Origin of the sequence: Turicibacter sp. (assembly GCF_017941855.1) — a bacterium.
Lineage (GTDB): Bacteria > Bacillota_I > Bacilli_A > MOL361 > Turicibacteraceae > Turicibacter > Turicibacter sanguinis.
The window spans coordinates 1-21,190 of the sequence record NZ_JAGAVR010000010.1; the positions used below are offsets into that span (position 1 = coordinate 1).

General features: G+C 35.3%; 19 protein-coding genes. 14 read left to right on the plus strand and 5 right to left on the minus strand.

All coding sequences use genetic code 11. The features are described 5' to 3' along the window. The first annotated feature begins 445 nt into the window (after positions 1–445). The 4 genes from aspD (at position 446) to J6D32_RS01740 (ending at position 6,772) form a co-directional block, all read left to right on the plus strand. Positions 446–2,125 carry an aspartate 4-decarboxylase gene (gene aspD / locus J6D32_RS01725; RefSeq protein WP_195943908.1) on the plus strand — a complete coding sequence of 560 codons (1,680 nt, stop codon included), beginning with the start codon at positions 446–448 and terminating at the stop codon, positions 2,123–2,125. A gap of 271 nt (positions 2,126–2,396) precedes the next feature. After that, the gene (locus tag J6D32_RS01730; RefSeq protein ID WP_006785747.1) at positions 2,397–3,011 is read left to right on the plus strand and encodes a sugar O-acetyltransferase; all 615 of its coding nucleotides are present in this window, start codon (positions 2,397–2,399) and stop codon (positions 3,009–3,011) included. Positions 3,012–3,183: 172 nt separating this feature from the next. Further along, on the plus strand, positions 3,184–4,953 hold the full coding sequence (locus tag J6D32_RS01735) for a glycoside hydrolase family 35 protein (protein ID WP_287467215.1): 1,770 nt from the start codon (positions 3,184–3,186) through the stop codon (positions 4,951–4,953). Positions 4,954–5,038: 85 nt separating this feature from the next. Next, the gene (locus J6D32_RS01740) at positions 5,039–6,772 is read left to right on the plus strand and encodes a S8 family peptidase (protein ID WP_287467216.1); all 1,734 of its coding nucleotides are present in this window, start codon (positions 5,039–5,041) and stop codon (positions 6,770–6,772) included. Positions 6,773–6,864: 92 nt separating this feature from the next. Here J6D32_RS01740 and J6D32_RS01745 read toward each other — a convergent pair whose 3' ends face one another. Next, positions 6,865–7,752, minus strand: coding sequence for a helix-turn-helix transcriptional regulator (locus J6D32_RS01745; RefSeq protein ID WP_129821561.1), 888 nt, complete (start codon positions 7,750–7,752; stop codon positions 6,865–6,867). A gap of 139 nt (positions 7,753–7,891) precedes the next feature. On the opposite strand from J6D32_RS01745, the gene J6D32_RS01750 reads away from it, so the two are divergent. The 6 genes from J6D32_RS01750 (at position 7,892) to J6D32_RS01775 (ending at position 11,787) form a co-directional block, all read left to right on the plus strand. Then, a complete protein-coding gene (locus J6D32_RS01750; RefSeq protein WP_287467217.1) occupies positions 7,892–8,521 on the plus strand; it encodes a sugar O-acetyltransferase in 630 nt (209 codons plus the stop codon). A gap of 9 nt (positions 8,522–8,530) precedes the next feature. Beyond that, the gene (locus J6D32_RS01755) at positions 8,531–9,352 is read left to right on the plus strand and encodes a Cof-type HAD-IIB family hydrolase (protein WP_287467219.1); all 822 of its coding nucleotides are present in this window, start codon (positions 8,531–8,533) and stop codon (positions 9,350–9,352) included. A gap of 34 nt (positions 9,353–9,386) precedes the next feature. After that, the gene (locus J6D32_RS01760) at positions 9,387–9,770 is read left to right on the plus strand and encodes a VOC family protein (RefSeq protein WP_006785754.1); all 384 of its coding nucleotides are present in this window, start codon (positions 9,387–9,389) and stop codon (positions 9,768–9,770) included. Positions 9,771–9,879: 109 nt separating this feature from the next. After that, positions 9,880–10,953: a threonine aldolase family protein gene (locus J6D32_RS01765; protein WP_009607703.1), complete on the plus strand. Its 1,074-nt coding sequence runs from the start codon at positions 9,880–9,882 to the stop codon at positions 10,951–10,953. 172 nt (positions 10,954–11,125) lie between these two features. Beyond that, on the plus strand, positions 11,126–11,308 hold the full coding sequence (locus J6D32_RS01770) for a YciI family protein (RefSeq protein WP_006785756.1): 183 nt from the start codon (positions 11,126–11,128) through the stop codon (positions 11,306–11,308). Positions 11,309–11,442: 134 nt separating this feature from the next. Then, on the plus strand, positions 11,443–11,787 hold the full coding sequence (locus J6D32_RS01775) for a hypothetical protein (protein WP_287467221.1): 345 nt from the start codon (positions 11,443–11,445) through the stop codon (positions 11,785–11,787). Between the two features lie 47 nt (positions 11,788–11,834). On the opposite strand, the gene J6D32_RS01780 is transcribed toward J6D32_RS01775, so the two are convergent. After that, entirely contained in the window at positions 11,835–12,800 is a 966-nt protein-coding gene (locus J6D32_RS01780) for an asparaginase (RefSeq protein ID WP_009607717.1), read from the minus strand. 237 nt (positions 12,801–13,037) lie between these two features. Between J6D32_RS01780 and J6D32_RS01785 the strand changes: the two genes are divergently transcribed. The 4 genes from J6D32_RS01785 to J6D32_RS01800 all read left to right on the plus strand — a co-directional run bounded on the left by J6D32_RS01785 (position 13,038) and on the right by J6D32_RS01800 (position 18,406). Beyond that, positions 13,038–13,712 (plus strand): response regulator transcription factor, encoded by a 675-nt coding sequence (locus tag J6D32_RS01785; protein ID WP_006785760.1) that lies wholly within the window; start codon positions 13,038–13,040, stop codon positions 13,710–13,712. Beyond that, positions 13,709–14,752, plus strand: a complete 1,044-nt coding sequence (locus J6D32_RS01790) for a sensor histidine kinase (protein ID WP_006785761.1) — start codon at positions 13,709–13,711, stop codon at positions 14,750–14,752. The genes J6D32_RS01785 and J6D32_RS01790 overlap by 4 nt, the downstream gene beginning before the upstream one ends. A gap of 139 nt (positions 14,753–14,891) precedes the next feature. Next, complete coding sequence (locus J6D32_RS01795) at positions 14,892–16,649, plus strand: ABC transporter ATP-binding protein (RefSeq protein WP_195248560.1); 1,758 nt, start codon at positions 14,892–14,894, stop codon at positions 16,647–16,649. Then, a complete protein-coding gene (locus J6D32_RS01800; protein WP_287467222.1) occupies positions 16,649–18,406 on the plus strand; it encodes an ABC transporter ATP-binding protein in 1,758 nt (585 codons plus the stop codon). The genes J6D32_RS01795 and J6D32_RS01800 overlap by 1 nt, the downstream gene beginning before the upstream one ends. A gap of 222 nt (positions 18,407–18,628) precedes the next feature. Here the strand turns inward: J6D32_RS01800 and J6D32_RS01805 are convergent, their stop codons facing one another. From J6D32_RS01805 to J6D32_RS01815, 3 genes are all read right to left on the minus strand, one after another. After that, positions 18,629–19,288 carry a helix-turn-helix transcriptional regulator gene (locus J6D32_RS01805; RefSeq protein ID WP_006785764.1) on the minus strand — a complete coding sequence of 220 codons (660 nt, stop codon included), beginning with the start codon at positions 19,286–19,288 and terminating at the stop codon, positions 18,629–18,631. Between the two features lie 26 nt (positions 19,289–19,314). Beyond that, positions 19,315–20,502 (minus strand): M20 metallopeptidase family protein, encoded by a 1,188-nt coding sequence (locus J6D32_RS01810; protein ID WP_006785765.1) that lies wholly within the window; start codon positions 20,500–20,502, stop codon positions 19,315–19,317. Positions 20,503–20,660: 158 nt separating this feature from the next. Continuing rightward, the coding region (locus tag J6D32_RS01815; protein WP_503004014.1) for a transporter permease at positions 20,661–21,190 on the minus strand (530 nt) is incomplete at its 5' end.

Genomic DNA, 21,190 nt, shown 5'->3' on the forward strand with positions numbered 1-21,190 from the left:
TCATTACAAAACAGAAGTTTGTATCGGACAATTCGCTTCTTAATATTTCTTATTTTATAAAAGCTCTATCGTGATGAATGCATGCATTTCAATAGAGCTTTTTTGTGTTTTATTATCAACACTTATTTAAAACAGGACCTTGAAAAAAAGGGACAATCCATTTCAAAAGTTAATTTTTTCAATCTGTAATAGGTTGACTTAAAATTTGGAGATGTTATAATTTATCTCGCCGATTATTAAAAAGTAAAAAAAATGTCGAAGGAATATCAAGAATCTATCAAGCTAAAGAGAGGTTAGATGAAATTCTTAACGTCGTATTTGATTCTTATTAGACATGAAAATATATTGATCAAGTGAAGATTGATGTTGTATTAAGACTGAAAAAATTAAAGAAGTGAGAGATAAAGGATTGATTGATTTAATCAGTCATGAAAGGGCGTAGCGTATGACAACTAATGTACAATCGATTAAACAAATGATTGAAAAAGTAGGACATTTAAGTCCATTTGAGCTAAAAGATGAATTAATTCATCTAGCACAAAAAGCAGAAAATAAAGTGGGACGTCCGATGTTAAATGCGGGCCGAGGAAATCCAAATTGGACAGCAGCCACACCTCGTCAAGCCTTTTTTACCTTTGGTCAATTTGCTGTTGAAGAAACACAACGTGTTTGGTGTGAGAAAGATTTAGCGGGGATGCCAGAACAAGCCGGTATTTATGAACGTTTCAAAAGATATAGTGAAGTGTATGCGGAAGCACCAGGAATGACCTTGTTAAAAGAAATCATTGAATATGGAATCCAAAAACATGGATTTAACGAGGATGAGTGGGTTTATGAATTGACGGATGCTATTATTGGTGATAATTATCCAGTGCCGGATCGTATGCTCGTTCAAACAGAACAAGTAGTCAAAGATTATATTGTCAAAGAAATGGGAGGCAATTTGTTGACTTCAACACATGATTTATATGCCGTTGAAGGTGGGACTGCGGCCATGTGCTATATTTTTGACTCGTTAATGGCCAATCGTATTTTAAAACAAGGAGATAAAATTGCTTTATTCGTCCCGATTTTCACTCCATATGTTGAAATCGCAGGATTACCGAATTATGATTTTGAAATTGTTAAAGTATATGCCTCAGAAGTCAATGAGGATGGTCGTCATACATGGCAGTATCCAAAAGAAGAGTTAGATAAATTAGCTGATCCAAGTATTAAATTAGCCTGTATCGTGAATCCAAGTAATCCTGCATCTGTTGCAATTAATGATGAATCGATGGATTACTTAAAAGCAGTCGTTGAAGAAAAAAATCCTTATTTGATGATTGTAACAGATGATGTATATGGAACATTCTGCGATGATTTTAAATCGTTAATGATGACGATGCCTTATCACACCTTAGGCGTTTATTCGTATTCAAAATACTTTGGGGTAACAGGATGGCGTTTAGGTGTGATTGCGCTAGCACAAGAAAATGTCTTTAATGATTTAGTCAAACAGTTACCAGAAGATGAAAAGGAAATCTTACGTAAACGATATAAAGCCTTAACGGTGACACCAGATCAGATTCCATTTATTGATCGTATTGTAGCAGATAGTCGTCAGGTCGCTTTAAATCATACAGCTGGCTTATCAACGCCACAGCAGGTTCAAATGGCGTTCTTCTCGATTTTTGCTTTACTTGATCAAGAAGAGACGTATAAAAATCAGACAAAAGAGATTTGTCGTCGACGTAAGGAATTAATTTATGCACAGCTTCCATCTCTTGCTGAAAAACAGGATCGTTATACGACTTCTTACTATAATCAAATTGACTTATTAGTCTGGGCCCGTCTTCAATATGGAAATGAATTTGTGAGTTACCTTTTAGATCACTATCATCCACTCGAATTTTTATTTGAATTAGCAGCCCGTTATGGAATTGTGTTATTAAATGGAAGTGGATTTGAGGGACCGACTTGGTCGATTCGTGTATCGTTAGCCAATTTAAAGGATGAAGATTATACTGAAATTGGACAAGCCATTGGTGAGTTATTTGAAGATTATGCAACAAAATGGAAAGCACAGGGAACGACTCTTTCCACGATTGAAAGTGAAGGCAAAATTGAATCGTTCATGTGGTAAAGAAAAAATCTAGTCAAGATAAATTGACTAGATTTTTTTTATGAATGGTTAGTATCGAGCAAGAAAGAGGGAATCGAGATAAAAAGGCCAAGTTGAAGGCTCTATCGCCGCCTTTCAGATGCAAAATTGATGAAATCAGCTTCAAACATTAAATTTCTTTTGTCAATGAAAAGTTAGAGGAATTAAATTTAAAATAGTCCTCTTTTTTTAATTACTTTTCGTAATTTTTAGATATAATGAAGTTATATCCATAAAGATAAGGGGAATTAAAATGGAACTGAAAGAACTAAAGGAAAGAATGTCTCATCAAAAGTTATATTATTGTAATCACGATGAGTTAATCAAAGAACAAACCATTTGTCTTGAGCGGTTATATGATTTTAATCAAACACGTCCGTCTGAGCATGAAAAGCGACTGGCTTTATTAAAGAAAATGTTTGCAAGTATCGGCGAGAACTGTTATATCGAACCGCCACTTCGTGCAAACTGGGGAGGAAAACATGTTCATTTTGGAGACGGTGTGTATGCAAACTTTAATTTAACACTTGTTGATGATTGTGAAATTATCGTCGGTAATCATGTGATGTTTGGGCCTAATGTCACCGTGAGTGCGGGAACTCATCCCATTCATCCTGAGTTAAGACGTAAGCAGGCTCAATATAATCTTCCGATTAAAATTGGAAACAATGTGTGGATTGGAGCAAATGCCGTTGTCTTACCAGGCGTGAGTATTGGTGATAACACGGTCATTGGAGCGGGAAGTGTCGTCACAAAAAATATTCCTGCCAATGTGGTGGCTGTTGGAAATCCTTGCCGTGTTTTACGAGAAATTAATGAACAAGATTTGACCTACTATCATCGAGATATGATCATTGATATTGATTAACACCTAATGAAACCTTATCCATTTAGATAAGGTTTTTTTACACTGAATATTAGAAAATGACAGATGTGATAAGAGCGTTTTTATAGTAAAATATATCCAGGAAATGAGGTTCTTAAGAATCCAATCTCTAGATAGAAAGAAGACAGAGAAGTAAAAGATGAGGAGCAAAAAGATGAAAACATTTGAAGTGAAAGAAGAATTCTTAGTCGATGGAAAGCCAACTAGAATAATGTCGGGAGCGATTCATTATTTTAGAATAATGCCCGATCATTGGGAGCATAGCTTATATAATTTGAAGGCGTTAGGATTTAATACGGTGGAGACTTATGTTCCGTGGAATCTTCATGAAATGCGTGAAGGGCAGTTTGATTTTACTGGAGGTAAAGATTTAGTGTCGTTTGTGAAAAAGGCCGAAGAAATCGGACTGATGGTTATTTTAAGACCCGGACCTTATATTTGTGCGGAGTGGGAAAATGGGGGATTGCCTGCTTGGTTACTTAATTATCATGACATGAAAATTCGTTGTGATGATGAGTTGTTTTTAGAAAAGGTCGAAAATTATTTCAAGGTGCTATTACCGTTAATTGTGCCATTACAAGTGACAAAAGGCGGACCCGTTATCATGGTGCAAGTTGAGAATGAATACGGGTCATTTAGTAATGATAAATTGTATTTGCGTGCTTTGAAAAAGATGATTGAAGACGCAGGAATTGACGTGCCATTGTTTACATCTGACGGGGCATGGGAGCAGGCATTGATGTCAGGAACCTTAATTGAAGAGGAGGTGTTGGTAACGGCAAACTTTGGGTCACGAGGGAATGAAAATTTTGATGTCTTGCAATCCTTTATGGAAAAGCATGATAAAAAGTGGCCATTGATGTGTATGGAATTTTGGTGTGGGTGGTTTAATCGTTGGAATGAAGACATTATTTTGCGCGACGCTGATGAGGTGATGACGTGTATGAAAGAATTATTACAACGTGGGAGTTTGAACCTGTATATGTTTCATGGGGGAACAAACTTTGGATTTATGAATGGTTCTTGTGCTGGGAAAATTGGGAATTTACCACAAGTCACCTCGTATGATTATGATGCCTTCTTAACAGAATGGGGAGATCCAACGAAAAAATATGAAGCAGCACAAGAATTGTTAAAAGAATTATTTCCAGATATGATTCAGCAAACACCTAAATTAAGAACAAAAAAAGATTACGGGCTCATTCCACTAAAACGTAAAGTGTCATTATTTAAGACATTATCTTCGTTAGGGAAAAGTGAGCAAAGTATTTGGCCCAAAACATTTGAACAATTAGGGAGTGGTTATGGGTACGTCTTGTATCAAACAAGGGTGATCGGTTCTACCAATTCAGAGCGTATCAAATTAGTAGATACAAGTGATCGTGTTTCGGTGTATGTAGACGAAGTCTTTTATTTAACGCAAACACAAGAAGAAATCGGAACCGAATTTAATCTTCCACTTCAAGGGGAACATGAATTGTCCTTGTTAGTCGAAAATATGGGACGTAATAATTATGGGGCAAGGCTGTTAGCTCCTACTCAACGAAAAGGAATTCGTGGAGGTGTGATGGTGGATCATCATTTTGAAACAGAGTGGGTGCAATATGCTTTGTCATTTGAAACGATTGGTGACGTGGATTTCACAAAAGGATGGATTCCAAATACACCAGCATTTTATGAATATGAATTTGAAGCACACGAATGTGAAGATACATTTTTAGATTGTAGCACGCTTGGAAAAGGGGTTGCCTTTATCAATGACTTCAATCTCGGTCGATACTGGTCAGTAGGACCGATTCAATATTTATATATTCCAGGGCCTCTTTTAAAAGTAGGGATTAACAAATTGGTTCTTTTTGAAACAGAAGGTGTTGTAGCTGAAAGGATTGCGCTAAAAGACCATCCGGTTTATGTCAAAGGTTAACGTCTAGTTAACCTTTTTTTAGTGAAAAATAGTGTATATTTTGTTATAATTTAGCGAGTTATAGTACTTGTAGGGGAGAGAACTAATGAAGTTAACAAAGTATATATTATTAATATTAGGTTTTATATTGATTAGCGAATGTGAGGTTTTAGCACATCATCTTTCATTTGATAGCCAGCGTTTGATTGTGAAAAGTAATGAGCCACTTGAGTATGATGAATTTCGAATATTAGAAGAGGACTTATTTGTCATTTCATTTGATTCTATTTCACAGACAGAAGAAGCGTATGAAAGGCTATTAACGACGCCTGGTGTAGAGTGGGTAGAACCTGATTTGGAGCTTAGTTTAAACGTTATGGATACACAGACTATCACTTCATGGAGTGATGAATTTTGGGGAATGGACTATCTTGGAATTAATTCCTATCGAGACTATTTAATTCAAGAGGAAAAAGATGATGAGCTTGTCGTTGCGGTTATTGATACGGGAATTGATCCCACACATCCTCTATTTGAAAATAAACTATCAGATTTTGGATATAATTTTGTGAACCGACATGAAGATCCATTTGATGATAGTTATAATAGTCATGGAACGCATGTAGCAGGAATCATTTCCAAGGCAACCGCAGGCTTAGACAATATTAAACTTTTACCATTAAAAGTGTTGGATTCGCGCGGGAAAGGAACTGTTTCAGCGTTGGTTGAAAGTGTGAAGTATGCCAAAGAAGCTGAGGTCGACATCATCAACCTAAGTCTTGGGTTGTATCCCTATTATCATTCAAAAGCGTTAGAAATGGCCATTTTAGAAGCAATCACCTCCGGCATTACAGTCGTCATTGCTTCGGGAAATGATAATATCGATACGATGAATAGTTGTCCCTCTCATTTAGAGGATGCGATTATTGTATCTGCTATGGATTCGTCGTTGCAAAAAGCAGTCTTTTCAAATTATGGAGCACATGTTGATGTGGTCGCACCAGGTGTTGATATTTATAGCACGGTTGCAGGTGGAGGATTTGGTTATTTAGATGGAACATCAATGGCTGCACCACATATTAGTGCGATGGCTGCTTTATTAAAATTAAATAATCCGACGTTAATGCCTCATGATATTGAAGAAATTTTGATTGAAATAGCTGATGATCTAGGAGAAGTGGGATGGGATCCTTACTTTGGATACGGGGTTCCGATTTTATCTAAGTTATTACCGGGACGAGCTCTCACTGGAATCGTCTTAGAGGTAGATACGCTTGATTTAAAAGTCGGAGAACGTATGAATTTGAATGTATTATTTATCCCAACTCATGCAACTATTACAGAAAATTTAAGTTGGAGCAGTTCTAATGAATCGGTCGTCATGGTTAATGATGGAGAACTGATTGCCAAACAAGTAGGTAAGGCAGTCATTGAAGTTAGAACCGGGACTCATGTTGCGAGTTGTGAGGTAACGGTTGAAGAAAGTCAGATAGAGCTTCAATCAAAGGAACTAAGTGAAAAAATCAGTGTCACCGAACAGTCAGCTATTAAAGAAGAGAGTCACAATGATTACTCAATTTTACCCGTTGAACCAATAGAAGAAGAGATTCAAAGAAATCAACAACCGATTTCAAAAACAATCATTGTTGAAGAAGTAGAACAATTAGAAGATGAAGAACCACAACTTGTCACAGCGTTTGAGATGATCGAAGAAGTTGAAAGTGTGAGCCAAAGGACATTTGAGAAAGACACAACAAATAAAGTGAAGGTTGGACGAACTTTTTGGTTATTTGCTTTCCTTTGCACTGGAATGGTCGTGCTGTATAAGAGAAAGCAGTAAGCGTGACATGAGATGAAAGTAGGTTTCTTTATTGAGAGTGAATTTTAAAAAAACTCCGAATCGTGGACTTTTTGAAGGACGATTCGGAGTTTTTAGTGTTTATGTTTTTTTCGATAGTCTGAGGGCGTACAATTCAGTTCTTTACGGAACGTTTCAGTAAAATAACTTGAACTGTTAAAGCCACATTGAAGGGCGATTTCAGTAATGGTATAGTTCGTCGTTTTAAGCAGGAAAAGACTTTTTTCTAGACGGTACTCGGTTAGATAACCAATGGGCGATTGATTGAGAAATTTTTGAAATATTTTACAACAGTTGCTACGACAAACATTCCCAGCTATCGCAATATCGTTTAAGGTGACTTTGGCGGAATAATTTTGTTGAATGTAACTAATCATTTGTCGCAAGGGCCCAATTCCTTTATCCAGAAATGACTCGTGTGCAGTTTGATCTTGTTTAACATGGTGATAAAGTTGGTAAGCAATCGTATAAAAAAGGCTCATGATTTGTAATTCGAATCCTTCTGATTGCTTTTGGCAAAGTTGATGTAATTGTTTTAAATGTTCAATAAATTGTCGTTGCCAAGTAATCTTTGGATCAAAGATAAAAAAGGGATGAGAGGAGTCTTGTTTAAGGGGATTGACGTAGTGATCGGCTATTCGAGGAATGGCAGAAATGAGAGAAGGTGGAAGTAGGATACAAATAAATTCACACTCATCACCATTACTTGAAAAACCGTAATGCATGTGTCCAGAATTTACAAAAATAGCTTGTCCTTCCGTCAAAAGATAAGGTTTTCCATTGATTGAATAGGCCATTTTTCCGTGTAAGATAATCGTAAATTCAAAATCATCATGCCAATGATTGGCAGCTGACATATTTGGATAATCACTAAGTCTTGCAAAGTTTGAGCGAATGCAAAAGTCAGTGAAGTTATAGGCTACATCCTCAGAATGGTCTTGAAATAATTTAAGTTCTAACATAGATAAACCCTCTTTGAAAAATATAATTGTTATAAGTTAATAGTCTATTATGATAGTAATTCGAAAAATTATAGACTATTATTATAATATAGCACATGTGAGCAGACAATTAAAAGTTTGAGAAGTAGGAGAGAGTAACATGACGATGCGAGAACGAATGGCAGCAGGTCAATTATTTACAGACAATTGCGATGGACTAGCAGAAGACCGTCAAAATGCTAAGAGAAGAATGAAAGCTTTTAATGAAACAGGCCCTGATGAGATTCAAACAAGAATTCAACTCATGAACGAGATTTTTGGCAAGGAAACGAAAGCTTGGATTGAACCTCCTTTTTATTTTTGTTACGGATATAATATAGAGATTGGCGAAAAATCCTATGTGAATTTTAATTGTCAATTTGTGGATGATGGGAAAATAACGATTGGTAAAAAAGTAATGTTTGGACCTGGGGTCACAATTGCAACAGTTGGTCATCCCATTAATCCAAATTATAGAGAGTATATGTATACTGATGCCGTGATAATTGAAGATAATTGTTGGATTGGAGCGGGTGTTGTGATTTGTCCGGGGGTTATCATTGGTGAAAATACAGTCATTAGAGCAGGGAGTGTGGTGACCAAGAGTATTCCAGCCAACTGTGTAGCTGTTGGAAATCCATGCCGTGTTCTTCGAGAGATTAATGAACAGGATTTAAAATATTATTATAAAAATCGTGAAATAACAGTAAAAGATTTAGAAGAAGAGGCAGTATGTCGTTTGAAAGGATGAGTTAGAAGGATGAACCCTTATAAAGTGATTGTGATGGATGTGGATGGAACATTAACTAATAAAGAAAAGAAAATTACCCAAAAGACCAAAGCAGCGTTAAAGATGGCACAAGAACAGGGGATGATTTTAGTCTTGGCATCTGGACGGCCAACCAGTGGATTGTTAAATCTAGCGAAAGAACTTGAAATGGATCAGCATCAGGGATTATTAGTGAGTTACAATGGAAGTCAAGTGATTGATTTAAGCACGAAAACGATTTTATTCAATAACCCCCTTTCCATATCAGAGGCGAAGTCAATCTTAAGACATCTTAAGCAGTTTAATCTAACGCCGATGATTGACGATGGAGTTCATTTATATGTAGAAAATGTAGACGGGTATTTAGTCGAATACGAAACAAAAGGTAATGCATTTATTTTAAAAGAGGTAGACGATTTAGAAGCATTTGTTGAGTTTGAATGTCATAAAATACTAACGAGTGGTATGCCTGACTATCTGGAGGAGATCTTTGAGGATATGAAGTATCCATTCAATGAGCAGTGCAATTGTATGTTTACAGCCCCTTTTTATGTTGAATATACAGCTAAAGGCATTGATAAGGCAAAAGCGTTAGAAACAGTCTTAAATTACCTAGGTTGCCAAAAAGAAGAAGTGGTAGCTTTTGGTGATGGACATAATGATGCTTCAATGCTCAAATACGTAGGCTTAGGCATTGCGATGGAGAATGCAGTTCAAGCGTTAAAAGACATAGCACATTTTGTCACGTTCTCTAATGAAGAGGATGGGATTGCGTATGCCTTAGAAAAATTTTGTTTAAATAAGAAGCTCTGAGTGAATTTAAAGAAATAGATGGAGTAGAAGACACATGAAAATTAATCATATGGCGATGTATGTCAGACAGTTAGAAGAGATGAAACGATTTTATATGCAATTTTTTGAGGCAACCTGCGGGGATAAATACCATAATCAAAAGACTGGTCTACAGACTTATTTTTTAACGTTTGAAAATCAGATGCGATTTGAATTAATGACACGACCTAATTTAGAGCGAGACCAAAAGTCTTTATATCAAACGGGATACATACATCTTGCGTTTAGTGTTGGGAGTAAAGAAAAGGTAGACGAGTTGACAAACTGTCTAAAAGAGGCAGGATACGATATTTTAAGTAGTCCTCGTACAACAGGAGATGGTTATTATGAAAGTTGCATTTTAGATCCTGAGGGAAACCAAGTTGAAATAACAATATAATAAAAGAAAGATTCTGATGGAATAGTCCATCAGAATCTTTTTGATATAAGATAAATTTAGCATATGATAGCGATATTTCTCATATACATGGTTAGCATGAGATAAAACGATGGGAGAGGTCGCTATGTATAGTTTTAAAAATGATTATAGTGAGGGGGCACATCCTAATCTTTTAAAAGCACTTCAGCAAACGAATTTAGAACAACATCAGGGTTATGGAGACGATGTTTTTTGTACCGAAGCCGCTCATTTGATAAAGGAAACGTTTATGTTAAATCACGATGAAATTCATTTTTTTGTGGGGGGGACACAGACGAATTTAACGGTGATTTCTGCTTTTTTAAAACCTTATGAAGCCGTGATTTCTGCGGATTCAGGTCATGTGGCAGTCCATGAAACTGGAGCAATCGAAGCAACGGGGCATAAAGTCATTCCAGTTTCTTCACATGATGGAAAATTGAGTGTTGCTCAAATAAAAGACGTATTAAAAACACACATTGATGAACATATGGTGAAGCCTAAGCTTGTGTATCTTTCAAATCCTACTGAACTCGGAACAATTTATCAAAAATCTGAACTTGAAGCCATTTATGAGTACTGCCAAGAACAGAATTTAATTTGTTATTTAGATGGGGCTCGGTTAGGGTCAGCCTTATGCTGCGAGAAAAATGATCTTTTACCATCAAATTTGGCTCAGTTGACAGATGTATTTTATATCGGTGGAACGAAGATGGGAGCATTATGTGGTGAGGCACTCGTGATCAATCAGCCAATGCTTAGAAAAGATTTCCGTTTTAATATGAAACAAAAAGGTGCCTTATTAGCAAAGGGACGTATTTTAGGTCTTCAGTTTAGCGAGTTATTTAAAGACAATCTTTATTTTGAATTAGCCAATCATGCGAATGAGATGGCCAGATTATTGAAGGTCGGTATTAGCTCTTTAGGTTATCAGTTTATGGTCGACTCAGACACGAATCAGATTTTTCCGATTATTCCAAATAAAATTGTCGCCTTACTTGAAACTAAGTATCTTTTTACGAGATGGGATTCAACTAATCGAACTGAAACCGTCATACGATTAGTGACTTCATGGTCCACATCTGAAAAAGCGGTGAAAGAATTCATTCAAGACCTCAAAAAATTTACGGTATTAGAGTTAAGGGGTAAATTGATGGACTCGTGATAGGCGTTTGTCGTAGCATCATAACAGGGCAAGAAGATAAAAAAGGAGATTCATCTTAATGAAATACTACATGGTTGAAGGGACGATTAAAAATCAAGAGGCAATGAATGACGATCTTTTAAAAGAGCATATGGCATGCACAAAAAAAGTGATGGATTAAGGACTAAGTTTGATGTCATCTTTAAAGGCTGATTTGAGTGGTGGGTTATTCATCATGAAGTCAAACTCTTACGAAGCAATAGCTGCTTATTTAAATGCTGAACCATTATTTAGGGCAGGAGTTCAAACCTATTGCATAACTGAATTGATGCCACATTATTTAATGCCTAATTCAAAAGAGTGGATTGAAGATTAAATAAAAAGATGACTGCCTATCCAGTCATCTTTTTATTAGGAGATAGAATTGTGAATAAGTTTGCAAGCGTTTTTGATTAGGGTTTGAAATAATAATGATCTAATTTAACTAACTTAAAAGAGGGGGATATTAAAATGAATGTAGAACAAATTAATCAAGAAGTTGAAAAAATTGAAGCAGAAATAGAAACACTGAAGGAACATCGTTGCGATTCATTAGTTTGTACAACAAATGAATATGAAACATCATCGAAGATTCAAGATTTGCTAGAAAAAAGAACAGAATTATATTATCAATTAAACCTAGTAGGACAAGCGTCAATTCCTACTGAAAATGAAGATGAGGACGAAATAGAAAAAGTACGTCATCAAGAAAAAATAGAAATCGCCAGAAATTTATTAGATCTGTTAGATGACGAAGTGATTGCCACTAAAACAGGCTTATTAATCGATGAGGTTTATGCTTTAAGAAATAAATAGTATGTCAAAAAACATTATCCTAGGGGTGTTAGGATAATGTTTTTTGATTAATAGGTTGAAAAATAGCGATTGATAATTTTCTGATCTTTTGTTTTAGTAAGGGCAAGTTGTAACAAAATACGTGATTTTTGGGGATTAAACGTATTGGCATTGTTTTGAGCCGAGATATTTCCAGTGAAAACACGTGTACTTAAAATAAGAGGATATTCTTGCGCTAAAAGGACATTAATGGCATCAAGCCAACGTTTGCTTAATTGTCCATCACCTGCTGTAACGATTACCAATCCATCATGCTGACTGGCTAGATAAGGTAAAATACTAGGGTCACTATCAATCGTGAAATAGGCCATTCCAACCGATGGAAGTCGATCCAAACCGGTAATATCAAAGTCTGAGTGAATGGTATGCGGTTTGGTGGTCATTAAATAGAAATCAACTTTATGATCACGGATAAATCCAATCGCTCCAAATTTCCCTGAACCAAAGGCGTCGGTTTGAAAGGTACTAATTTTTTTAACATCGCGTGCACAGTAAATGGCATTATCAAAGACAACTAACACGCCTTTATTGATGGCATCTTCATGGGTGGCAACGACTACAGAGTCGTAAAGATTTAAGGGACCATCTGCACTGATAGCTGTTGCAGGTTTCATAGAACCAGTCAAAATCACGGGTTTTGTCGTTTTAAGCGTTAAGTTTAAAAACATGGCAGTTTCTTCTAAGGTATCAGTCCCATGAGTAATCACAAATCCATCCATATCTGGGTCATCGTTGTGTTCATGAATGGCATCCACAAGTTTTTTCCATTCATTGAATGTGATATCATCACTATTTAAATTGCTAATTTGAATGGCACTAATGCGAGCAGTTTCTTTTAAGTTTGGAATATCAGCTAAGATTTCATCAATTGAGATGACACCTGCTTGATAGCCTGTTGTATTTCCTTCAGGACCACTTCCGGCAATTGTACCACCGGTTGCTAAGATGAGAATATGTTTTAATTTTTTTTTCATAATTTAAGCACTCCTTAAATCTCAAAATTAAAGTTTGAAATGAGATAGATTATGTCACTATTTTGTAGAAATTAATCTCTTTGTATACCTTAAATCTAGGATATCTATGACAGACAAAGAAAAGGAAATGATTTTTTGTGTCGCAATAAGATCAGTTTATTTACAGTTTATTGTTCTTTGATAAAATAGTAATGATAAGAATTTTAATGATTCAATCAATCAGGTTGGAGGCAAAAGATGATTAATATATTAGTCGCAGAAGATGATAAGCATGCTAGAAAATTATTAGAAACATTATTGAAGCGGGAAGGATATACTGTGTTTACTGCCGAAGATGGTGAAAAGGTATTGGAAATCTTAAGTATCCAACATATCGATTTAATCATTTTAGATATTATGATGCCTAAAATGGATGGATTTGAAGTGGCTAGATTATTAAGGGAAGCGAATTTTACGATGCCGATTTTAATGGCTACAGCAAAACACTTACCAGAAGATAAGAAAAAAGGTTTTATTGTTGGAACTGACGATTATATGACCAAACCTATTGATACTGAAGAAATGCTTTTAAGAATTCGAGCACTTCTTCGTCGATCTCAAATTGTAAATGAACGAAAATTAACGATTGGTAAAGTAAGGTTAGATTATGATGCGTTAACAGTGACAAGAGAAAATGAAATTCAGACCCTTCCGCAAAAAGAATTTTATTTATTATATAAATTACTGTCTTATCCTGGACGCATTTTCACACGAATTCAATTAATGGATGAAATTTGGGGAATGGAAAGCGAGACAACCGATACAACGGTTAATGTTCATATCAATCGTTTAAGAAATAAGTTTTCGAACTATCCTGAATTTGAATTGATATGTGTTCGTGGACTAGGGTATAAGGCGGTTAAAAAAGTATGAAGGCAATCAAAAAAAGAATTACCCTAACCCTTTATTTTTCTCTTTCTCTTTTTGTGATGTATTTAATTACATTTGCAATTACGGGGGCTTTAATGTCTTTTAGTCTTTTGTTTGGATGGATTAATGAAAGTACTTGTGAGAAGCCAATTATTATTATGCTGATTACGTTAGTATCGTGTATTATTGTGGGGACTATTATTTCAACGGTTGCGAGTAAAAGAATGTTAAGTTCAGTTAGAATGTTTATGGACGCTATGAATCAATTAGCTAGTGGGGATTTTTCAGCTAGATTAAATATTACACATCCCCCTGAATATGAGTTATTGTCTGAAAATTTTAATCATATGGCAGAAGAATTAGCAGGAATTGAAGTTTTACGAACGGATTTTATTAATAATTTTTCTCACGAATTTAAAACCCCGATTGTTTCAATTAAAGGATTTGCTGAAATTTTAAAAGATGATTCATTAACGAAAGAGGAAAGAGAAGAATACCTTGATATTGTCATTGAAGAGTCAACCCGTCTTTCAAATTTAGCGACAAATGTTTTGACGCTTTCTAAGGTCGAAGCACAGTCTATTTTAAGCGACCAACAATTATTTAATATTGGGGAACAAATTCGCCAATGCGTGTTATTATTAGAAACAAAATTAGAAAAAAAACAGTTAATTCTGAATGCAGATATTCAAGATTATCATTACTTTGGGAATAAGGAAATGTTAAATCAAGTGTGGTTAAATATACTTGATAATGCGATAAAGTTTACCTCACAAAATGGAATCATTGATATCAGTATGAAGAAAGTTAGCAATTCAATTGTTATTACTATTAGTGATACAGGAGTTGGGATTGCGGCTGAGGCTATCCCTAAAATATTTGATAAGTTTTATCAAGAAGATACGTCTCATGCCACGATGGGAAATGGCTTAGGCTTATCTATTGTCTATAAAATCATTCATTTACATAAAGGAAGTATAGCCTGTGAAAGTACCTTATCAAGAGGAAGTTCATTTACAATTGAGTTACCCAATATAATCTAAAAGAAAGAATTCTATTTTATTGATCATGTCATAGAATAGAATTCTTTTATTTTTATACATTAAAAAAGTAAAAAGTTTTTTTTCAGTTAATCTTTTTCCTGTATCCTACATTTATCATTAGGAAAAGGAGTGAGTTAATATGATAAAGATTTTTAAACATTTAAAAGTAAAAGAATGGATTCTTTTTGCTATTAGCTTCATCTTTATTGTGGCTCAAGTTTGGTTAGATTTAAAATTACCGGACTATATGAGTGAGATTACGCGATTAGTTCAAACACCAGGAAGTGAGATGAATGAGATTTGGGTGGCTGGGGGATACATGCTATTGTGCGCGTTAGCTAGCTTAGGAACCTCATTTATTGCAGCGGCTATTTCAGCTAAAATTGCGGCGAACTTTTCAGCACGATTGCGTTCAGGATTATTTGATAAAGTCCAATCCTTCTCAATGGAGGAAATTAATAATTTTTCAACTGCGAGTTTAATTACACGCTCAACGAATGATATTAATCAAGTGCAAATGTTTATTGTCATGGGGTTACAAATGTTAATTAAAGCTCCTATTATGGCATTTTGGGCGTTAATGAAAATCTATGATAAAAGTTGGCAGTGGACGTTGTCAACAGGAGTTGCTGTCATGGTTTTATTCATCATTGTTGGAATCTGTATGATCATTGCATTACCTAAATTTAGAAGAATTCAACAATTAACGGATAATTTAAATCGAAGTGCTCGGGAAAATATTAGTGGTTTACGTGTGATTCGTGCCTATAATGCAGAGAAATATCAAGAAGATAAATTTACGGTAGCGAATAATGACTTAACGTATAACAATTTATATACAAACTCTGTTATGGCAAGTTTAATGCCAAGTATTAGCATGATTATGAGCGGTTTAAGTCTTGCTATTTATTGGGTTGGGGCTATCTTGATTAATGACGCGACATTACCATCAAGAATGGAAATTTTTTCGGATATGATTGTTTTCTCATCTTATGCGGTACAAGTAGTCATGGGATTTATGATGTTAATTATGGTATTTATTTTACTTCCACGTGCTGCTGTTTCGGCTAAACGAATTAACGAGGTATTGGAAACAAAATCAGTGATTAAAAATGGTTCGTTGACTCAATCGCCAGCAGGAATGAGTGGTGAAATAGAATTTAAACGAGTGAGCTTTAAATATACTGATAGTGATGATTATGTATTAGAAGATATAACATTTACAGCAAAACGTGGAGAAACCATTGCCTTTATCGGAGCGACAGGTTGTGGAAAAAGTACATTGGTTAATTTAATTCCACGCTTTTACGATGTCAGTGAGGGTGAAATTTTAATCAATGGGATTAATGTAAAAGAATATGACCAAAAAGCACTTCGTAATAAATTTGGTTATGTGTCTCAAAAAGCGACTTTATTTGAAGGGACTGTTCAATCGAATGTTGCATTTGGAGAGAATGGAAAAGGAACACAAGGATTAGAGACAGTAATGGATGCAGTTCAAATTGCACAGGCTTCTGAATTTGTTGAGAAAATGGACAACAGTTATGAAGCTCATGTGGCTCAGGGTGGAACCAATTTATCTGGTGGACAAAAACAACGTTTATCTATCGCGAGGGCGATTGCTCGACGTCCTGAAGTTTTAATTTTTGACGATTCATTTTCAGCGCTTGATTACAAGACTGATCGACAATTAAGAAGTATTCTAAAAAAAGAGACCATTGGAACAACGTTATTAATTGTTGCTCAGCGTATCGGAACCATTAAAGATGCTGATAAAATTATTGTTTTAGAAGAGGGGCGAATCGTCGGAATGGGCTCACATGATGAGTTGATGGAAAATTGTGAAGTTTATCAAGAAATTGCTTATTCTCAACTTTCAAAGGAGGAGCTTGCGTAATGAGAAAAAAAGATAAAAATGAAAGTAGCCTGATTAAATTAGTTCATTATTGTCGTCGCTATCTTCCTATGATGATTATTGCACTAATTGGTGCAGGGATTGGAACAGCCCTAACCTTATTTGGGCCAGATAAGCTATCAGAAATGACAGATTTGATGACTGAGGGATTATTTGGTGAGATTGATATCGAAGCCATTAGTTCAATTGGGATGACATTAGTCATCATTTATGGAATTAGTTTTGTGTTATCACTTTCTCAAGGCTTGATTATGGCAAATATAACGCAAAAGGTTTCGAAAAATTTAAGAACAGATTTATCTAAAAAGATAAACAAGCTACCCATGTCTTATTATAATAAGACAACAACAGGTGATATTCTTTCTCGAGTAACGAATGATGTGGACACAATTGGACAAACGTTAAATCAAAGTGTTGGAACTTTAGTGACGGCAATTTGTTTGTTCCTGGGATCTTTGATCATGATGCTTAAAACAAATGTGTTATTAACCATTACCGCAATTTTAGCTACTGTAATTGGTTTTGTTTTAGTAGGATTTATCATGAAAAAATCACAAAAATACTTCTTAAAACAACAAGAAGGCTTAGGAAAAATAAATGGTCATATTGAAGAAGTTTACACAGGGCATACGATTGTGAAAGCCTATAATGCTGAAAAGCAAATGGGAGATATCTTTGAATCGATGAATCAAGAATTAAAGCAAAATGGATTTAAGGCGCAGTTATTAGCAGGTCTTATGATGCCATTAATGACCTTTATTGGAAACCTTGGATATGTTGCAGTTTGTATCGTTGGAGCTGTCCTTGCAATGAATGATGTCATTTCATTTGGAGTGATTGTGGCCTTTATTATGTATGTTCGCTACTTTACACAACCCCTAGCACAAATGGCACAAGCAGCGCAAAGCTTACAATCAGCAACAGCGGCAAGTCATCGTGTCTTTGAATTTTTAGAAGCGAAGGAAATGGAGGATGAGAGCCATAAAATAAAACGACTTGAAACAGCTCAAGGAAATGTAGAGTTTAAAAATGTGACATTCACCTATGAAGGGACAACTCATCCGGTTATTAAAAATTTCTCGACAAAAGTAAAACCAGGTCAAAAAATTGCGATTGTTGGTCCAACAGGTGCTGGAAAAACAACACTTGTTAACTTACTCATGCGATTTAATGAAATAAATGGTGGAGCGATTTATATTGATGGTACGCCAATTAATCAATTAACCAGAGAGAACATTCATGATTTATTCTGTATGGTTTTACAAGACACTTGGTTATTTGAAGGATCAGTGAAAGAAAATTTAGTTTATAATCAAGTGCATATTACGGATGAACAAATTGAAGAGGCTTGTAAAGCGGTGGGATTACACCATTTTATTCAAACGTTACATCATGGTTATGATACGATTTTAGATGATAAATTGAATCTATCAGCTGGACAAAAACAACAATTAACGATTGCACGAGCGATGCTGAAAAATTCACCGATGTTGATATTAGATGAAGCCACAAGTTCCGTTGATACGAGAACAGAGCTTATTATTCAACAAGCAATGGATCAATTAATGGAAGGTAGAACCTCTTTCGTGATTGCACATCGATTATCAACGATTAAAAATGCAGATGTGATTCTAGTTTTAAAAGATGGCGACATTTTAGAAAGTGGAAATCATGAATCGTTATTAGCTAAACAAGGATTCTACGCAGAATTATATAACAGTCAATTTGAACAAGCATAAAAGATGAGCCATCTCTAGAGTGACTTAAAACAACATCCTATCTAGTCAATTTAGGCTAGATAAGGTGTAAAGGGATATGCAAAGAAAGGGTTAAAAAATGTGATGGTTTGAGTTGTGAATTTTCGACATTTCATGGAAGAAATGTTAGAGAAAAAGCAGTCAATTTTTCATTAAATAAAGCAAAAGCACCTCGTTAATCTCCATGAGGTGCTTTTGCTTTATTTAGTTGTTAAATGAAATATCCGGTTTTTCTTGTTGAGCTTGATAGGGAATCATAGATTGATTGAAAGGCTTATTTAAAACATCGACCTTGACAATTTGAGTGATTGGAATTAGCATATAGTCTTCATGATAACAATATAAGCAAATTCCAACCGGCTTTAAGACATAAGAGATAGGGATGACGGTTAGGCGTTTTTGTCTTATTTCCAAATCTATATAAGAGTTGGTTTGGATGGCATGGTCAAGTTGTTGATAAAGCTCACCTTTTCGATCAAAGGGATTATCATCTAAATCAATGACGAAATAATGATTTAAGTGATTTAAGATTTGTGAACATCGCTTAGGTTCCATCAATTGATACTTATCAATTAAAAAGGAATGACTAATGTTTTGACTGAACTGCTGTCCGATGTATAACGACGTAATTAATGACTCGTAGTCACTTTGTTTTAAAACTTGCTTCGCAATGATATAATTCTGATCGATTTCAATGCCACCATTTTTTCCTCGGGTGGATATAATCGGAATACCAAGAACACATAATTTGTCAATATCACGTTGAATCGTCTTCGTTGAAACATCGAAAGTCTCCGCTAATTCTTTAATGGTTACTTTTGAGTGGCATTTTAATAAATAAAAGACGAGTTCTAATAATCTCATTTTGTTACCTTTCTGATTGATTTTGATTATTTAGCGTGATTTTTTAGCCACATGATAGCACAATAGGTATGCATCGCGGCTCCAGTCGCTAAGATGTCTTCATTAAACACGACTTTTTCATTATGCATCGGTTCTCCATATGAAGGATCTTCTTGTTTTGTTCCAGCACCAAGCATCATATAAACACTTGGAACTTCGTATGAATAAGAGGCGAAATCCTCCGATCCCATACCGCCACCTTCAAATAAGACTACAGCTTGTTCACCAACTAAGTCTTTGACATAAGTCGTGACTTCTTTTGCTAAGTCTGTATCATTGGCTAATGGTGGAACTGAAGATAATTCAATAAGTTCTGCTTCTCCTCTAAACATTTTAGCAGTTGAGGTCACAATTTCGTTCATACGGTTAAAAATGAATTCACCGAGTTCTTTATTCAAACTTCTAATCGTTCCTTCCATGATCACTTCTCCTGGAATGATATTAGGAGCGTCTCCACCGGCAAATTTTCCGATGGTTAGAACAGCAGGTTGTGTTGGTGATACTTCACGAGCAATAATTTCTTGCAAAGAAATGTAAATATGAGCTGCAATATTAATCGGATCGACTCCAAGTTCAGGCATGGCTCCATGGCATCCTGTTCCTTTAACTACAATTCTAAAGCGATTGCATCCTGCAATACTTGTTCCAAGCCCACATAAGACAACGTTTGAAGGAGAACCTGAGTGAACATGCATCGCCATGGCGGCATCAACCTTTGGATTTTCAAGGACTCCCGCTTCAAGCATTTTTTTAGCTCCTGTAAATCCTTCCTCATCTGGTTGGAACACTAGTTTAATTGTTCCTTCGATTTGATTTTGATTTTGTTTAAGTAATTTAGCAGCTCCAAGTAACATTGCGGTGTGCATATCATGTCCACAAGAATGCATGCATCCATTTGTCGATTTAAAATCGCAACTTGTTTCTTCTTTCATAGGAAGTGCATCCATATCTGCTCGTAATAAGAAGGTTTTTCCTGGATTTGGTCCTGAAATTGTGGCAACAATTCCGCTCTCACAAATCTCTGTCGGTTCGTAACCAAACTCCATCAGTTTATTCATGACAAACGCTTTTGTTTTTGGAAGTTCGGCACCTACTTCAGGATTTTCATGAATAAATCGTCTATATTCTATCAGTTCATCTTTTATTAATTGTGCTTGATTCATAAATTCATTCATTTAAGATTCCTCCAAGTTAGTTTATGTTTTCTGTAAACAAATCATATCAAAAAAATAGGACATATAGGGTCCAATTCAAAATTATTTTTACCAATTTTTAAAAAAATATAAAAAAGATTAATTAAAAAAATAAATTAATCTTTTCATTTAATATAGAATTATAAGGATATTAAGAATAATAGGGTCAGGATGAAGAGTAGAGACACATTATATAACGTAAATACTTTTAAATATTTTGCCGTTTGATTCGGATAGGTTTGAGCAAATAATTTATATGAAATGACGCTAGCTAGTGAGGCAATTAGGGTTCCAAGTCCACCGATATTGACTCCGATGAGGAGTGATTTTGCATAAGGTGTGAAAGTTGAGAGTAAGATAGCGGCCGGTACATTACTAATGATTTGTGAGGAAAGAATCCCTGCCAAATAAGTTTTTGGCTCAGTTTGAAGCATTGCTTGCATCCAGTGTGTTAATGCAGGAATAGAAGAGATATTCCCGATAAAAACAAAGAAAGCAATAAAGGTTATGAGTAGTGCGTAATCTACCTTTTTGAATAGGGAACGGTCTGAAATTAGGACGAATAAAAGAGTCAAAATGAACGTCCATTCTACTTTTATGAGATGAAACACGGACATTAAAATGATGCCAAGTAAAAAAGAATAGGCTAATACCTTTTTAGGTTGTTCGA

Coding starts and splice junctions, on each gene's coding strand:
- aspD (WP_195943908.1), top strand. CDS start 446: ATGACAACTAATGTACAATCGATTAAACAAATGATTGAAAAAGTAGGA.
- J6D32_RS01730 (WP_006785747.1), top strand. CDS start 2,397: ATGGAACTGAAAGAACTAAAGGAAAGAATGTCTCATCAAAAGTTATAT.
- J6D32_RS01735 (WP_287467215.1), top strand. CDS start 3,184: ATGAAAACATTTGAAGTGAAAGAAGAATTCTTAGTCGATGGAAAGCCA.
- J6D32_RS01740 (WP_287467216.1), top strand. CDS start 5,039: ATGAAGTTAACAAAGTATATATTATTAATATTAGGTTTTATATTGATT.
- J6D32_RS01745 (WP_129821561.1), bottom strand. CDS start 7,752: ATGTTAGAACTTAAATTATTTCAAGACCATTCTGAGGATGTAGCCTAT.
- J6D32_RS01750 (WP_287467217.1), top strand. CDS start 7,892: ATGACGATGCGAGAACGAATGGCAGCAGGTCAATTATTTACAGACAAT.
- J6D32_RS01755 (WP_287467219.1), top strand. CDS start 8,531: ATGAACCCTTATAAAGTGATTGTGATGGATGTGGATGGAACATTAACT.
- J6D32_RS01760 (WP_006785754.1), top strand. CDS start 9,387: ATGAAAATTAATCATATGGCGATGTATGTCAGACAGTTAGAAGAGATG.
- J6D32_RS01765 (WP_009607703.1), top strand. CDS start 9,880: ATGGGAGAGGTCGCTATGTATAGTTTTAAAAATGATTATAGTGAGGGG.
- J6D32_RS01770 (WP_006785756.1), top strand. CDS start 11,126: ATGTCATCTTTAAAGGCTGATTTGAGTGGTGGGTTATTCATCATGAAG.
- J6D32_RS01775 (WP_287467221.1), top strand. CDS start 11,443: ATGAATGTAGAACAAATTAATCAAGAAGTTGAAAAAATTGAAGCAGAA.
- J6D32_RS01780 (WP_009607717.1), bottom strand. CDS start 12,800: ATGAAAAAAAAATTAAAACATATTCTCATCTTAGCAACCGGTGGTACA.
- J6D32_RS01785 (WP_006785760.1), top strand. CDS start 13,038: ATGATTAATATATTAGTCGCAGAAGATGATAAGCATGCTAGAAAATTA.
- J6D32_RS01790 (WP_006785761.1), top strand. CDS start 13,709: ATGAAGGCAATCAAAAAAAGAATTACCCTAACCCTTTATTTTTCTCTT.
- J6D32_RS01795 (WP_195248560.1), top strand. CDS start 14,892: ATGATAAAGATTTTTAAACATTTAAAAGTAAAAGAATGGATTCTTTTT.
- J6D32_RS01800 (WP_287467222.1), top strand. CDS start 16,649: ATGAGAAAAAAAGATAAAAATGAAAGTAGCCTGATTAAATTAGTTCAT.
- J6D32_RS01805 (WP_006785764.1), bottom strand. CDS start 19,288: ATGAGATTATTAGAACTCGTCTTTTATTTATTAAAATGCCACTCAAAA.
- J6D32_RS01810 (WP_006785765.1), bottom strand. CDS start 20,502: ATGAATGAATTTATGAATCAAGCACAATTAATAAAAGATGAACTGATA.